Origin of the sequence: Thermophilibacter provencensis (genome assembly GCF_030372065.1) — a bacterium.
GTDB classification, from domain to species: Bacteria; Actinomycetota; Coriobacteriia; order Coriobacteriales; family Atopobiaceae; genus Thermophilibacter; species Thermophilibacter provencensis_A.
In genome coordinates, this window is sequence record NZ_JAUDEA010000003.1 from 159596 (window position 1) to 173905 (window position 14310).

Annotated in this window: 12 protein-coding genes; 2 read left to right on the plus strand and 10 right to left on the minus strand. The window is 67.2% G+C overall.

Annotation, left to right across the window (positions count from 1 at the left end; genetic code table 11):
- Positions 1-35: 35 nt before the first annotated feature.
- The 6 genes from QUW25_RS03545 to tilS all read right to left on the minus strand — a co-directional run bounded on the left by QUW25_RS03545 (position 36) and on the right by tilS (position 7360).
- Complete coding sequence (locus QUW25_RS03545; RefSeq protein ID WP_289510853.1) at positions 36-815, minus strand: exodeoxyribonuclease III; 780 nt, start codon at positions 813-815, stop codon at positions 36-38.
- Between the two features lie 67 nt (positions 816-882).
- Positions 883-1710 (minus strand): phosphatase, encoded by an 828-nt coding sequence (locus QUW25_RS03550; RefSeq protein WP_289510854.1) that lies wholly within the window; start codon positions 1708-1710, stop codon positions 883-885.
- A 56-nt stretch (positions 1711-1766) separates the two neighbouring features.
- Entirely contained in the window at positions 1767-2951 is a 1185-nt protein-coding gene (locus QUW25_RS03555; RefSeq protein WP_289510855.1) for a pyridoxal phosphate-dependent aminotransferase, read from the minus strand.
- A gap of 342 nt (positions 2952-3293) precedes the next feature.
- The gene (ftsH, locus tag QUW25_RS03560) at positions 3294-5174 is read right to left on the minus strand and encodes an ATP-dependent zinc metalloprotease FtsH (protein ID WP_289510856.1); all 1881 of its coding nucleotides are present in this window, start codon (positions 5172-5174) and stop codon (positions 3294-3296) included.
- Positions 5175-5243: 69 nt separating this feature from the next.
- On the minus strand, positions 5244-5795 hold the full coding sequence (gene hpt / locus QUW25_RS03565; protein ID WP_289510857.1) for a hypoxanthine phosphoribosyltransferase: 552 nt from the start codon (positions 5793-5795) through the stop codon (positions 5244-5246).
- 62 nt (positions 5796-5857) lie between these two features.
- Positions 5858-7360, minus strand: a complete 1503-nt coding sequence (gene tilS, locus QUW25_RS03570) for a tRNA lysidine(34) synthetase TilS (RefSeq protein WP_289510858.1) — start codon at positions 7358-7360, stop codon at positions 5858-5860.
- A gap of 91 nt (positions 7361-7451) precedes the next feature.
- Here tilS and QUW25_RS03575 point away from each other — a divergent pair, with 91 nt between their 5' ends.
- Entirely contained in the window at positions 7452-8264 is an 813-nt protein-coding gene (locus QUW25_RS03575) for an MBL fold metallo-hydrolase (RefSeq protein ID WP_289510859.1), read from the plus strand.
- 110 nt (positions 8265-8374) lie between these two features.
- Here QUW25_RS03575 and QUW25_RS03580 read toward each other — a convergent pair whose 3' ends face one another.
- Positions 8375-8806 (minus strand): Hsp20/alpha crystallin family protein, encoded by a 432-nt coding sequence (locus QUW25_RS03580; protein WP_289510860.1) that lies wholly within the window; start codon positions 8804-8806, stop codon positions 8375-8377.
- A gap of 272 nt (positions 8807-9078) precedes the next feature.
- On the opposite strand from QUW25_RS03580, the gene QUW25_RS03585 reads away from it, so the two are divergent.
- Positions 9079-9492 carry a hypothetical protein gene (locus tag QUW25_RS03585; RefSeq protein WP_289510861.1) on the plus strand — a complete coding sequence of 138 codons (414 nt, stop codon included), beginning with the start codon at positions 9079-9081 and terminating at the stop codon, positions 9490-9492.
- An 18-nt stretch (positions 9493-9510) separates the two neighbouring features.
- Here QUW25_RS03585 and QUW25_RS03590 read toward each other — a convergent pair whose 3' ends face one another.
- From QUW25_RS03590 to clpB, 3 genes are all read right to left on the minus strand, one after another.
- Entirely contained in the window at positions 9511-9657 is a 147-nt protein-coding gene (locus QUW25_RS03590) for a hypothetical protein (RefSeq protein WP_289510862.1), read from the minus strand.
- Positions 9650-11239: a PASTA domain-containing protein gene (locus QUW25_RS03595; protein WP_289510863.1), complete on the minus strand. Its 1590-nt coding sequence runs from the start codon at positions 11237-11239 to the stop codon at positions 9650-9652. The genes QUW25_RS03590 and QUW25_RS03595 overlap by 8 nt, the downstream gene beginning before the upstream one ends.
- 84 nt (positions 11240-11323) lie before the next feature.
- Complete coding sequence (gene clpB, locus QUW25_RS03600; protein ID WP_289510864.1) at positions 11324-13954, minus strand: ATP-dependent chaperone ClpB; 2631 nt, start codon at positions 13952-13954, stop codon at positions 11324-11326.
- Positions 13955-14310 lie beyond the last annotated feature (356 nt).

The following is a 14310-nucleotide window of genomic DNA, read 5'->3' on the forward strand; positions in this document are numbered from 1 at the left end:
ACATCCCCGGCCCGGGCGATGATGCCGGAGAGCGACTAAAGCTCGATCGTGAGCTCCACGGGGCAGTGGTCTGAGCCGTAGACCTCGGAGAGGATCGAGGCGCCCGTCACGCGGTCGGCAATGTCGTTTGACACGAGGAAGTAGTCGATGCGCCAGCCCGCGTTGTTCTTGCGCGCGTTGAAGCGGTAGCTCCACCAGCTGTAGGCGCCCGTGACGTCCGGGTGCCGCGCACGGAACGTATCCGTGAAGCCAGCGTCGAGAAGACGCGTGAAGCTCTCGCGCTCCTCGTCAGAAAAACCCGCGTTGCCGCGGTTGGGACCGGGGTTCTTGAGGTCGATCTCGTTGTGGGCAACGTTGAAGTCTCCGCAGGTCACCACGGGCTTCTCGGCGGCAAGTCCGGTGAGGAACTCGCGATAGGCGCTGTCCCACGCAAGGCGCGTGTCAATGCGGGCGAGCTCGTTTTGGGCGTTGGGCGTGTAGACGTCCACAAACCAGTAGCTGGGAAACTCGAGCGCACAGACGCGGCCCTCGTTGTCCGCCTCCGGCGCGCCGATGTGGTTGATCACCTGCAGCGGCTCTTCTCGCGAGAAGACCGCGGTGCCCGAGTAGCCCTTGCGCTCGGCGTAGCTCCACGTCTGGTGGTAGCCGGGCAGGTCAAGCTCGATCTGGCCCTCCTGCAGCTTGGTCTCCTGAATGGCAAAGACGTCGGCGCCCGTTGCCTCCACCACGTCCGTGAAGCTTGGGTCCTTCTTCATGACGGCGCGCAGGCCGTTGACGTTCCATGAAACGAGGCGCAGCTCGCGAGGGGTGGGCATGACGGTCCTTTCTCTTTGCCGGCTCACGCTAGCGTATCCGAATCCTTGGGGGTGCTTCTCGGCCCTCCTAGAGCCCCGGCACGGCAAGCCCGGTGGCGGCCATGGCGGCAAGAAACGCATCGGCCGAGCGCGTGGCCACGAGCTCCTGCGGGAAGCCGATCTCCTCGAGCATGGCAAGGGCGCGCGGTGTGTGACCCACGGCGCAGCAGACGTGCGCGTCCGTGTTGACGGCGATCTGGCAGCCGGCCTCGGCGCATGCCTCCGCGATGGAGCGGCAGCTCGTCTGCGTTCGCCCGCCCTCGCGCGAGACCTCGAGGCTGTGCTCGTTTATCTCGATGAGCTTGCCCCGACGCGCCGCCTCACCCACAACTTCCCGCACGTCAAACGGTATGCCGGCACGACCGGTGTGCCCGAGCACGAGAACCTTGGGCTGGGCGAGCGCGCCGAGGTACATCTCGGTGGTCTGGGCGAGCGTGGCTCCGGCGGCAAAGTCCTTGTAGTGCACGCTTGCGATGACGTAGTCGCAGCTTGCCGTCACGCGGTCGTAGAGCGTGGCAACGCGCTGGACGGGGCGGCCGGTGATGTCCTCGGTAACCTCGATCCCCTGGCCAAAGAGCGAGCCGTCCAAGCCGCGGATGTCCGCCTCGGCCCCGTGGAGCAGGCGGACGCCCTCCCAGGCGCGCGGGAGCACGCGCATGTTGATGAAGTGCTGGTAGTCGCGCAGGCTCGCGTGGGCGAGGTCCGTGTTGGGGAAGAGCATGTCGCTAAAGTGGTCCGTCACGCCCAGAAGCTCGAGCCCGGCCTCGCGTGCGGCGAGCACGTCCTCGCGCACCGTGGAGTACGCGTGGCGCGAGTAGAGCGTATGGGTGTGGACGTCGCAGCGGTTCTGTAGCATGCTTCTCCCCTCAAAGCGATTCAAAAGGGGCTGTCCCTTTTGAATCACCCCTCGAATCAGCGGTAGCTGGCGGCGAGCTTCTCCCAGGCGGGCATGGAGTTCACGATGGTCTCGTGGGAGACGCAGTAGCCCACGCGCACCCAGCCCGGGCAGCCAAAGGAGTCGGAGGGAACGGGCAGCAGCTCGAGGGCCTTGGCGCGCTCGAAGAACGCGCCTGCGTCCGGCTCGAGCGCCTTGACCCAGAGGTAGAACGCGCCCTCAGGCTTAATGAACTCGTAGCCCAGCCGCGCCAGGCCATCCGTGAGCGCGCGGCGGTTCTCGGCGTAGGCCTCAACGTCCGTGGGGCAGTCCACGCAGTCCGCAAGCACGCGCTGGAAGAGCGCCGGGGCGCAGACAAAGCCCAGCTTGCGACCAGCACCGGCAACGGCAAAGACCAGGTCGTCGTGCTCGGGGTTGGTGGGCGGCACAAGCACCCAGCCAATGCGCTCGCCGGGAAGCGACAGGCTCTTGGAGTAGGAGTAGCACACGATCGTGCGGTCATAGAGCGCGGGCACCCAGGGCACCTCGGCGCCGTAGGTGATCTCGCGGTATGGCTCGTCGGAGACGATGGTGATCGTGGTGCCGAGGCGCTTCTCGGCGTCCCGGAGGGCGGCGGCGAGCGCATCAAGGTTCTCGCGAGAGTACACGGAGCCAACGGGGTTGTTGGGCGTGTTGATCACGATGGCGCGCGTGCGGGGCGTGATGGCCGCGGCAACGGCCGCCACGTCGATCTGGAACGTCTTGGCGTCGGCCATGACCTCCACGCAGGTGGCGCCAGAGGTCTCAATCCAGACGCGGTACTCCGGGAAGTACGGCGCAATCACGATGACCTCGTCGCCGGGGTTCACGATGGCGTGGAAGGTGATGGAGAGCGATGCCGCGGCGCCGCAGGTGAGGTAGAGGTCGCCCGCGGACGCGGTCTTCTCGCCAAAGCGGCGGCAGAGGCTTGCCGCCACGGCCTCGCGCACGGCGGGCAGGCCGTTTGCGGGCGTGTAGCCGTGAAGCTGGGTGGCCGGCAGCGCAAGCGCGCGCTCGATGGAGGCGCGCACGGCATCCGGCGCGGGGATGGAGGGGTTGCCCAGCGAGAAGTCAAAGACGTTCTCGGCCCCGATCTCTGCCTTGCGCGCGTTGGCGTAGGCGGAGATCTCGCGGATAGACGACTTCTGCGCGCCGTACGCGCGGCTGGCCTCGTTGATGGACATGGCGCTCCTCTCGCTTGTGTGCTGGGACCATTGTACTCGCGGCAAGGGGCGGTCCGGGCGCAAGGCCCTTGTCGCGAAATCGAAGTTTTGTTTTGTGAGGGGCTGCCGCGCTCGGTGGGGAGGCGTTTTGGGGAGCTTTGCAGTGGTTTTGGGCAACACATTTGATACGGAGAAGCCCGCAGGAGGGCAAGCTGTACGCAAAATGTGCGCCCTCACCCTGATTCAAAGGGTTTTGGGCAACAAGTTTGATGCGATGGCGTCTGCCGCATCAAACTTGTTGCCCAAAACCTGGGAAAACGTTACGGGGCGGCGGCCCCAGAGAACGCAGCGCGCCGAGAAGGACTACTCCTCGTTGCTCTTCTCGCCCGCCGAGAACTCGTCCCAGCGACCATCGAGCAGGGCCTCCACGGCCTCGCCCTCAACGGTCTCGCGCTCCAGGAGCACGCGCGCCATCGTGCCCATCTGCTCGCGGCGCCCCTCCAGCACCTCGCGCGCCCGCTCGTGGCCCTCGCGCATGATGCGCTCCACCTCGTCGTCGATGCGCTTGGCCGTCTCGGCAGAGAAGTCCTGGTGGTTGGCGTAGTCGCGGCCGAGAAACACCTCGTGCTGCGCCTCGCCAAAGACCTGCGCGCCCAGCTCGTCGCTCATGCCGTAGCGCGTGACCATCGTGCGCGCGAGCTTGGTGGCGCGCTCGAGGTCGTTGCTCGCGCCGGTGGTGATGTCGTCGCAGAAGAGCTCCTCGGCCGTGCGCCCGCCCAGAAGCACCGCGATCTGGTCCAGCATGCCGTCGCGCGTCTCCAGGAAGTGGTCCTCCTCGGGCACCTGCATCGTGTAGCCAAGGGCCTGGCCGCGGCTCACGATGCTGATCTTGTGGATGGGGTCGGAGTTCTCCAGCACGTGCCCCACGAGCGCGTGGCCGGACTCGTGGAACGCAATGATCCGGCGCTCCTTCTCGGTGATGACGCGGCTCTTTCGCTCGGGGCCCGCCATCACGCGCTCCATGGCCTCCTCCACCTCGGCGGGGCCGATCTTCTCCTCGTGCCTGCGCGCGGCGAGAAGCGCGGCCTCGTTCATGAGGTTGGCGAGGTCGGCGCCCGTGAAGCCCGGCGTCACCTTGGCAAGGCGCTCAAAGTCCACGCCGTCGGCAAAGGGCTTGCCTGCCGCATGGACGCGCAGGATCTTCTCGCGCCCCACCACGTCGGGGCGGTCCACGGTCACGCGACGGTCAAAGCGGCCGGGGCGCAGCAGGGCCGGGTCCAGGATGTCCGGGCGGTTGGTCGCCGCGATGAGGATGACGGAGGAGTTGTCCTCAAAGCCGTCCATCTCAACGAGCAGCTGGTTCAAGGTCTGCTCGCGCTCGTCGTGGCCGCCGCCCAGGCCTGCGCCGCGCTGGCGGCCCACGGCGTCGATCTCGTCGATGAAGACGATGCAGGGAGCTGCCTCCTTGGCCTGCTTGAAGAGGTCGCGCACGCGGCTGGCGCCCACGCCCACGAACATCTCCACAAAGTCAGAGCCGGAGATCGAGAAGAACGGCACGCCCGCCTCGCCGGCCACGGCCTTGGCGAGCAGGGTCTTTCCCGTTCCCGGAGGGCCCACGAGCAGCACGCCGCGCGGGATGCGGGCGCCCATCTTGTGGTAGCGGTCTGGATCGGAGAGGAAGTCGCGGACCTCCTGGAGCTCCTCGACGGCCTCGTCGATGCCCGCGACGTCGGCAAACGTGACCTTGGGGCGCTCGGCCTCAGCGGTGAGCGCCTTGGTCTTGGAGAAGGACATGGTCTTGTCCTGCTGACCGGACATTCGGTTCATGTAGTAAACGAAGACGCCCACCAGAAGCAGCGTGGGCACCACCGAGACGAGGATGGTCTCGAGCATGCTCGAGTCCGCCGTGTCGATGGTGTAGGTGACGTCGGGGTGGGCGGCCATGAGCTCGGCGAGCGAGTCAGAGCCCACGTAGACGCTCTTATAGCCCGTGAGCTGGTCCTCGTTGCCCTTCTCGGCGTCCTCGCGCCAGTAGGAGCCCGTGACGGAGCCGTCGTCGGTGCGATAGGTGACGTCGTCGATGCGATCGTCCTTGAGGGCGGAGACAAACTCGTTGGTGGCGAGCGTGTCCTGCGACGGGGCGCCACCCATCACGCTCGTGCCCATCGAGTACGCCAGGTACACGACGATGGCGAGGATGATGAGCGTCGATATGCTTGCCGAGCGGCTGTTCTTCTCGGGCACGTACTTCTCCTTGCTGGTTGCGTGCCGCCGCGCCGCCCAAGCCTGACGTCGGCGGCGCGGCGGCGCGTTTTACTTGCTGTAGACCTCGGGCTTGAGGATGCCGATGTAGGGCAGGTTGCGATAGCGCTCCGCGTAGTCCAGGCCGTAGCCCACGATGAACTCGTCGGGCACGTGGGTGCCCACGTAGCGCGGGTCGATGGCGGGGCGGTTGCCCTCGACGTCCTTCACGAGGAAGGCGGCCACCTCAACCGAGGCCGGGCCGCGGCCCTTGAGCAGCTCGATGAGGTAGGAGAGCGTGAGGCCGGAGTCGAGGATGTCCTCGACGATGAGCACGTTGCGGCCCTCGATTTTGGTGTCGAGATCCTTGACGATGCGCACCACGCCGGAGCTCTTGGCGGCCTCGCCGTAGCTCGAGACGGCCATGAAGTCGATGGAGAGCGGGCAGCTGATGGCGCGCATGAGGTCCGCCGTGAAGACCACCGCCCCGCGCAGGACGGCCACGATCAGCGGGTTCTTGTCAGCGTAGTCGCGTGAGATCTCCTTGCCCATGCGGCTCACTATGGCACGGATGTCCTCCTCGGAAAACAGGACCTCCTTCACGTCGGGATGCAGCGTCTCCATTGCCCTCTCCTCTCCTTGATGGCTCGGGCGGCAGAACGTGACAAGTTACCCTGTCACTTTTGTCATGACTCGCTGATGGTTAATTCTAGCAGCCACTTGGTTGCCGGGGTGCAGCGGGCGCGCTCGTCGGCGCGAACGGGCGCCACCCACACCACGGACCCCGTGGGCGAGGTGCGCACCACGGGCACGCCCGCACGCTCCTCAAGCGGCACGCGCGCCTCGCTCAGGAGGTCGGACACCTTCTTGGACTGGCCGTGCATGCCCAGGGGGCAGAGCACGTCGCCGGGATGCAGGCCGTCCACCCAGAGGCGCCCGCCGCGCAGGGGGTCAACGCCGGCCGCCTTGGCGTCGAGAAGAACGGACTCCCCCGCCCACTCGAGCGCATGCGCGCGGGCGCGGGCCTCCACGTCGCTGCCAACGGGGACCTTGCGAACGCGCGCCGTGAGGATGCGGCCGTCCGCCAGCTCCACCCGGCCGGGCACCTCCAGCCAGACGGCAGGGGGCGCGGGCGCGTCGCAGCGGGCGCGCAGGAGGAGCAGGCCGTGCTCCACGCGCACGTCAACCGCAAGGGGAACCGTGAGCGAGCCCTCCCCCGCCGCCACCGCCCGCAGGGTGCCCGCAATGTGGCGTGCCTCAAGACGGGCCTCGGGCGAGACGGCGAGCAGGGCGGCGCGCACCACGCGGCGCGCGATGGCAACGTCAAGGGCGGCCAGGCGCGCCGCGTCCAGGACGAGAAGCCCCTCGGCCTCGCGGCGCGTGAGGTCGCGCAGGGCACGCGCGGCAACGGAGGTGAGGTAGGCATCCTCGTCCGAGAGGATGTCGCAGGTGGTGGCAAGGCTCGCCGTGACGCGTGGGTTGCGGCGCTCCACCACGGGCATGAGCTCGTGGCGCACGTAGGCGCGCAGGTAGCGCGTGTCGGCGTTGGTGTCGTCCTCGCGCCAGACGATGCCGCGCATGCGCAGTAGGTCGCAGAGCTCCTCGTGCGTGCGGTCGAGCAGCGGCCGCACGATGCGGTTGCGACGGCGCGGGATGGACGAGAGACCCGAGGCGCCCGTGCCGCGGATGGCGTTCATGAAGAAGGTCTCCGCGCGGTCGTTGGCGGTGTGGGCCGTGAGGATGCGCGCCGCCGAGCTGGGGGTGCCGAGCTCGCGGGAGAGCTCGCCCGCGAGGCGCGCCGCCTCCTCGTAGCGCACGGCGCGGCCGGCGTTCTCCACGTTGTCGCCCGTGCGCGCGGCGAGCTCGGCCACGTCCACGCGCCGGATGGTGCAGGGGATGCCGTAGCGCGCCGCGAGGTCGCGCACAAACTCCTCGTCCTCCTCGGCGTCTATGCCGCGCAGGCGATGGTTGACGTGCAGAACGTGAAGGCGCTCGCGGGCAATGCGCGCGGGGCCGCGGCCGTCGTCGATGTCCAGGGTGGAGGTGGCCGCCAGCACGAGCAGCGCCGTTGAGTCCGCGCCGCCCGAGACCATGAGGATCACGGGGCCGGCGAGCTCCTCGTCCGCACGGCCGCTCGGGCGGTCAAAGCGGGACTTGCCGCCCGCGTATCGGCGAGAAACGCTTGGCATGAGCGACCTCCCAACGGTTACCCTAGATGGCGGACTCAAGTGTACGACAACGATGAAAAGTGACCGTCGCTTTTCATCAGGGAGGAGCGCGATGACCCCCGAGATTCACCTTCACGTGCTGGCCAGCGGCTCAAAGGGCAACGCCGCCCTGATAGAGGGGCCGGGCGGGATCGTGCTCGTGGACGACGGCATCTCGCGGAAGGCGCTGCTGACCCGCGCGGACGAGCTGGGCGTGGACCCGGGGCGCATCGTGGGCGTCATCCTCACGCACGAGCACTCCGACCATGTGGGCGGGCTCAGCGTGTTCTGCAACCGCTTTGACGGGCCGCTCTTTGCCACGGCGGGAACCGCCGGGGCGCGGCGTTACCTCACCGAGCTGCCGTTTGTGCTGGTGGGACACTCCGACGAGTTTGAGGTGGCGGGGATGCGCGTTCGGACCTTCCCCACCTCGCACGACGTGGCGGACCCGGTGGGCCTGCGCTTCTCGACGGAAGACGACGCGCTCGGCTTTTGCACGGACACCGGCGAGCTGGGCGAGGAGGCCCTGGACGCGCTCGCGGGCACGCGCATCCTTGCGCTTGAGTCCAACCACGACGAGCGCATGCTCGCAACCGGCGACTACCCCGCCTACCTCAAGGCGCGCGTGGGCGGGCCGTGCGGCCACCTCTCAAACGCCCAGGCGGCGGAGGCGCTGGTCTGCCTTGTGGGCGAGGACACCGAGACGGTGGTGGCCATGCACCTCTCGCAGGAGAACAACCGGCCGAGCGTCTGCGTGCGAACGCTCGCGGAGGCCATGGGAGCGCAGGTGGGAGCCGATGACGAGGGCCGTCCTGAGGCGCGCACGAAAGACGGTCGGCTCACGATCTGCTGTGCCGCGCAGGACTGGCCGATGAGCGTGTGGTAGGGCGACGTGGCCCTTCTCGCCTCTCTTACCGCCGCACGCAAACGGGCCGGAGCCCGAAGGCCCCGACCCGTCGCAAAACCTGACAGTTTACCCTGTCACCTTTGTCATCATTAGTCGATGGAGACCTTGGTGACGTTGGCCTTCTCGACCTGCTTGGGAACGTTCACCGTGAGGATGCCGCCCTCGAGCTTGGCGGAAAGGCCGGAGACCGCGGCGTCCTTGAGATAGACGCCACGCGTGGCGCTCCACTCGCCGGACTCCTTGTAGAGGTAGTTCTTGCCCTTCTCCTCGTCGGACTCCTTCTTCTCAACGGAGACGGAGAGGCGGCCCTCGTTGAGCTCGACGTCAATCTGGTCGCGGGTGACGCCCGGCAGCTCGGCGGTGACCACGTACCTGTCGCCCGCGTCCTCGACGTTCATCTTGAACCCGGCGTTGCCGGTGGAGAGCGCCGCGAACGGCGCGTCAAAGAAGCGGTCGATCTCATCGAACGGCCAGTTGCGGAGCGCACGTGCGTAACGATCGTAAGGAACCATGCTTGCCATGATAATCACTCCCTTGTGATTGCGGGCACCGGGTTGGCGCCCTTGTTGCTCATGCTTATTTGTTCCCCGCGTCGCCGCTTTTATACGCACAGAGACACTTTTTCTTAGCGTCACATACTCATCATATCTAAGCGTCTATGACTTAGATATTGTTCAGGCTGTTGCGCGCTCCTTACATTTTTGAGAGTCTTTTCCAGCGGGGCGCGCGCATGCCCCGGCCTGCCCTATCATGAGTGCATTGCCGTGCGAGACTCTCATCGGAGGCACGATACATGAGCAACGAGAACGAGCTCGGGCGCGAGCCCGAGAGCATGCCCGAGCAGAGCGCCCCCTACGTCCGCCAGCGGCCCGCGCACCGCAGCGTCGAGCCCATCGACGACCTTGCCCACGAGGCCGAGGAGCCCGAGAGCTACGCGCACGACTCAGACTTCACCACGCGCGGCAGCGTTCTCTCCGGCGGCGCGTACCGTCGCTCCCGCTCTGAGGGGGCACAGCTCCGCCGCGACCTCCACTATGGTCAGTACCTCGAGATTCCCAAGGGTCGCCGGGACATCTTCGCGTCGCGCGAGCGCAAGACCCGCATCAAGTCCGCCATCGCGCTCATCGTGGTCCTTGCCGTCTTGGCCGTGGTGGTCTACTTCCTCTGGGAGTACATGCAGGCCAACTGGGGCGCCGCCTCGCTGTAGGGGCGCAGGCGCGCCGCGCTAGCTCCAGGGATCGCGCTCAAAGAGCGGCTCGGGGTCGGGACGCCGGTCGGAATAGGGGTCGTAGCCGTCGTCGTCCTCGTTCTCGGCGCGGATAAACTCGTCCTTCTCGGCCTGCTTTGCCCGCTTGTCCTTCTCGTCACTCATGCGCGTCGCTCCTCAGCATCGCCGCAAACAAATCCGTGCACGCAACGTAGTCGCAGACGTCCCCGCCGTAGTCGGAGAGGTCCAGCTCCGAGAAGTGCCTCGACGGCGCAACCAGCGCCACGACGTGCGTCGAGCTGCCCGTGCCACCGATGAGCACCGCCCAGGTGTATCCACCCTGAACGCCGCTACCGCAGATGAAGTGCGCGTCCTTGAACGCCTCGCTCCCCCTGAGCTCGTTGGGGGCCTCAACGTCCTCCTGGGTGCAGGTGTTGCGCAGGCCGGTGAGGCCGCACGCCTCCATGACGGCGCGCAGGCCCTTCTCGCTCTCCACGGAACCGCCCTCGGGAACGGAGGCGGCGGCAAAGGCGTAGCGCACGCCCCCAACGCCCGCGCCGCGTGCGAGCACGTCAGCCTTTGAGTCCCCCTCGTAGCTGCCCGTCTCAGGCGCGTCGGTGATCTGCAGGACGTCACCGTCCTTGCCCTCGTACGCCGCGTGGGCGTTGCCGCCCGCCGCAAAGGTTGCCCCGTAGCGCAGGGTGTAGCCCTCGTCATCGAGATAGGTGGCAAGATCGGTGGGCTCCACCTCAAAGTACTCGAGCAGGCTCGTGGGGGACGAGGGGTAGATGCTCGAGACGCTCAGCTCAACGGTGCTGCCAGCAGAGACCTCGGAGCCCACGTCGGGGTTCGCGGCCACAACGGTTCCGCGCTCGGCGTCGGACTCGACGTAGGTGACGCTGCCCGTGAGCCCGTCGCGCTCGAGCGCGGCCAGGGCCTCCTCTGCGGTCATACCCGCGACGTTGGGGACCGCGTAGGTCCGGGCAACCGTGAGCGTCACCTGGTCGGACGAGACGAAGGCACTCCCCTCGCCGGGGCTCACGTCGAGCACCGTGCCGCTCTCCTGCTCCGAGTTGAGGTAGGTCAGGGAGACGTTGGCCGCACCCGCCTCCGCGAGGGCGCGCGTTGCGTCGTTCACGTTCATGCCCACGACGGAGGGGATGACACGCTCGGCGGTCACGGTAATGGTGATGGTCTCGGAGAGGTCCGTGCGAATGCCGGGCACCGGGTCGCATGAGATGACCACGCCCAGGTTCTCGTCTGCGGCCTGATAGGAAACATCCACGCTAAAGCCAAGGTCGGTCAAGGTCTGCTCGGCCTGGTCGGCGCTCATGCCCATCACGTTGGGAATGGTCTTTCCACCCCAGAGCTCCCTCTCGTAGGTAAGGCAGGCCACGGCTCCCGCCGCGGCGAGAAGAACCACGACGATGAGCGCGATTCCCCAGCGCGGGAGGCGGCGCTTGCGCTCGGGCAGGCTCTCTACCGGCGAGGGAATGGAGACGGGCTGGTGCGCGGTGGTGAGGTCCTCCGGCACGACCGGCGAGAAGTACGGGTCGTCGAGGGCGTCGATGCCGTCGGGCGCGGTGAGGTCCGAGGCGGGGTTGGGTGCGGGGGCGGGGCCGGCGGCAGGGGCCGGATCGACAGAGGGCGCGGGGCTTTCCGGCATCATCGTGGTCGGAAGCTCCTCGGGAGACATCATGACGGTCTCGTCCGCAACGGGCCTCTCGTTGTCCTCAGTCGATGCCATATCGCCTCCAACCTTTCGTTGAAGCTCGATTGTAGCTCAGGGGTGCCCGGTTTGCGCTCAGTGCAAGCCGGGCACCCCAGGGGGCTACTCGAGGGCGTCGGGCTCGAGGGGCTCGTCGGCGCCCGGGATCACCGGCTCGGCGTAAAGGCGGTCGTCGTCGCCCACGTCGATGCGAACCACGTCGCCCTCCCCCAGCCTGCCGTCGATGATGAGGTTGGCCACGCTGTCCACCACCTGGCGCTGGATGAGGCGCTTGAGCGGGCGCGCTCCGTAGACCGGGTCGAGCCCGTCGAAGGCGAGTGACTGCTTGGCCGCCGGCGTGAGCTCCAGGCGGATGCGGTCGCGCTCGAGGCGCTCGCGCACGTCCTTGAGCTGGATGTCCACGATCTTCTCGATGTCCTCGAGACCGAGGGCGTGGAAGACCACCACGTCGTCGATGCGGTTCAAAAACTCCGGCTTGAAGGTCTGACGCAGGGCGTCGTTGACCGCGCGCTGAACCTCGTCCGGGTCGCTCGATGCGTTGGCACCGGCAATGAACTGGGACCCGACGTTGGACGTCATGATGATGATCGTGTTCTTGAAGCTCACCACGCGGCCCTGGCCGTCCGTGAGGCGGCCGTCATCGAGCACCTGGAGCAGGATGTTGAAGACGTCGGGGTGTGCCTTCTCCATCTCGTCGAGCAGGATCACGGAGTACGGGCGACGACGTACGGCCTCAGTGAGCTGGCCGCCCTCGTCATAGCCCACGTATCCCGGGGGCGCGCCGATGAGACGCTGGACGCTGAACTTCTCCATGTACTCGGACATGTCGATGCGCACGAGCGCGCGCTCGTCGTCGAAGAGGCACTCGGCGAGCGCCTTGGCAAGCTCGGTCTTGCCCACGCCGGTGGGGCCGAGGAAGAAGAAGCTGCCGATGGGGCGGTCGGGGTCGGAGAGGCCGGCGCGGCTGCGGCGCACGGCGGCGGCCACGGCCGAGACGGCCTCGTTCTGGCCGATCACGCGCTTGTGGAGCTCCGCCTCCAGGTTCTTGAGCTTGTCCATCTCGCCCTGCATCATCTTGGAGACGGGCACGCCGGTCCAGGAGCTCACCACCTCGGCGATCTCCTCGGTGGTGACCTCCTCCTTGAGCAGGCCGCCCGCCTCCTGCTTGGCGGCGAGCGCCGACTCGGCGTCCTCGTAGTCGCGCTGGAGGGCCGGGATGGTGGAGTAGCGCAGCTCGGAGGCGCGCGCGAGGTCGCCCTCGCGGGTCACACGCTCCATCTCCACGCGCGCGTCCTCGATCCTGGACTTGAGGTCCTGCACGCGGTCGATCGCGCCCTTCTCGTTCTCCCAGTTGGCCTTCATGCCGTCGAGCTTCTCGCGCGTGGTGGCAATCTCGCCGCGCAGGGCCTCGAGGCGCTCCTTGCTGGCAGCGTCCTCCTCCTTCATGAGGGCCTGCTCCTCGATCTGCATCTGCGTGAGCTGGCGGTCCACGGCGTCAATGTCCGCGGGCATGCTGTCGAGCTCCATGCGCAGGCGGCTTGCCGCCTCGTCCACCAGGTCGATGGCCTTATCCGGCAGGAAGCGGTCGGAGATGTAGCGGTTGGAGAGGTCCGCGGCGCTGACCAGCGCGGAGTCCGTGATGCGGACGCGGTGGTGCTGCTCGTAGCGCTCCTTGAGGCCACGCAGGATGGAGATCGTGTCCTCCACGGTGGGCTCGGAGACCATGACGGTCTGGAAGCGGCGGGCGAGCGCCGCGTCCTTCTCGATGTACTTGCGGTACTCGTCGAGCGTGGTGGCGCCGATGGCGTGCAGCTCGCCGCGAGCTAGGGCCGGCTTCAAGATGTTGCCAGCGTCCATGGAGCCCTCGGTGGCACCCGCTCCCACGATGGTGTGCAGCTCGTCGATGAACAGGATGATGCGACCGTCCGACTTGCCGACCTCCTTGAGCACGGACTTCAGGCGGTCCTCAAACTCGCCGCGGTACTTGGCGCCCGCAACCAGGGCGGACATGTCAAGCTCCACGATGTCCTTGTCGCGCAGGGTGGACGGAACGTCGCCGTTGACGATGCGCTGCGCCAGGCCCTCCACGATGGCGGTCTTGCCCACGCCCGGCTCGCCGATGAGCACGGGGTTGTTCTTGGTACGGCGGCTGAGCACCTGGATGGTGCGGCGGATCTCCTCCACGCGGCCGATCACGGGGTCGAGCTTGCCGTTGCGCGCGAGGTCGGTGACGTTGCGGCCGTACTTCTCGAGCGCCTCAAACTCCGGCTTGGAGTCCTGGCTGGTCACGCGCTCGTCGCCGCGCAGGGTGTTGTAGGCCTCCTCCACGCGCTTGCCGGTGACGCCGGCGGCCTTGAGGATGGAGCCCGCGTCGGTCTTGTCGTCCGCGAGCGCGCAGAGCAGGTGCTCCGAGGTGACATAGGAGTCCCCCATCTTTGCGGCGAGCTTCTCCGCGGCGTTGCCCACGCGCACGGTGGCGTCGGCCATGCCCATCTGGGCGGTGTCGCCGGAGACCTGCGGCTGGCGCGCGATGGCGTCATCCACCTGGCCCTCGATGATCGCCGGGTCCGCGCCCACGCGCTCGATGATCGCGCGGAGGTTGTGCTCGCCGGAGCTGAGCAGCGCCTTGAGCACGTGAACGGGCATGAGCTGGCCCGCGTTTGCGTCGGTTGCGATGCCGACGGCCGCCTGCAGCGCCTCCTGTGCCGTGACGGCCCACTTGTCGAGTCTCATAGTTGCCCCCTTCTGGGTTGTCTGTTTCTCAAGGGGTATTGTTCCCGCGTGAGCTGGGGCGTATACGCAAATCTAAGTGTCCATATAGTAGATTTTTTGCACGCGGCTATTTTGGGCGTGCGCCTGGCGCGGCTCCCGCCTGTACGAAACAACCCGTTTTTGGGTTTCTCGCCCCCGCGCGCTCGCCGGAGGCGCCGATTCTGTCACCTTTGGTGGGTTTTGGGGCAAACATTTTATGTGACTACGACCAGATAGGCCCCAAGCGCCGAGAAGCGCGGTCTTCTCGTCAGGTTTTCCTTGGTTGTGGGCAACAAGTTTTATGCCAGGAGCCTCCCGGCTGCACAGCGCATCAAGTC

What these genes read in the sequence shown, in the direction of transcription:
- QUW25_RS03545 (WP_289510853.1), bottom strand. Translation starts at nt 815, where the DNA reads ATGCCCACCCCTCGCGAGCTGCGCCTCGTTTCATGGAACGTCAACGGC.
- QUW25_RS03550 (WP_289510854.1), bottom strand. Translation starts at nt 1,710, where the DNA reads ATGCTACAGAACCGCTGCGACGTCCACACCCATACGCTCTACTCGCGC.
- QUW25_RS03555 (WP_289510855.1), bottom strand. Translation starts at nt 2,951, where the DNA reads ATGTCCATCAACGAGGCCAGCCGCGCGTACGGCGCGCAGAAGTCGTCT.
- hpt (WP_289510857.1), bottom strand. Translation starts at nt 5,795, where the DNA reads ATGGAGACGCTGCATCCCGACGTGAAGGAGGTCCTGTTTTCCGAGGAG.
- tilS (WP_289510858.1), bottom strand. Translation starts at nt 7,360, where the DNA reads ATGCCAAGCGTTTCTCGCCGATACGCGGGCGGCAAGTCCCGCTTTGAC.
- QUW25_RS03575 (WP_289510859.1), top strand. Translation starts at nt 7,452, where the DNA reads ATGACCCCCGAGATTCACCTTCACGTGCTGGCCAGCGGCTCAAAGGGC.
- QUW25_RS03580 (WP_289510860.1), bottom strand. Translation starts at nt 8,806, where the DNA reads ATGGCAAGCATGGTTCCTTACGATCGTTACGCACGTGCGCTCCGCAAC.
- QUW25_RS03585 (WP_289510861.1), top strand. Translation starts at nt 9,079, where the DNA reads ATGAGCAACGAGAACGAGCTCGGGCGCGAGCCCGAGAGCATGCCCGAG.
- QUW25_RS03590 (WP_289510862.1), bottom strand. Translation starts at nt 9,657, where the DNA reads ATGAGTGACGAGAAGGACAAGCGGGCAAAGCAGGCCGAGAAGGACGAG.
- QUW25_RS03595 (WP_289510863.1), bottom strand. Translation starts at nt 11,239, where the DNA reads ATGGCATCGACTGAGGACAACGAGAGGCCCGTTGCGGACGAGACCGTC.
- clpB (WP_289510864.1), bottom strand. Translation starts at nt 13,954, where the DNA reads ATGAGACTCGACAAGTGGGCCGTCACGGCACAGGAGGCGCTGCAGGCG.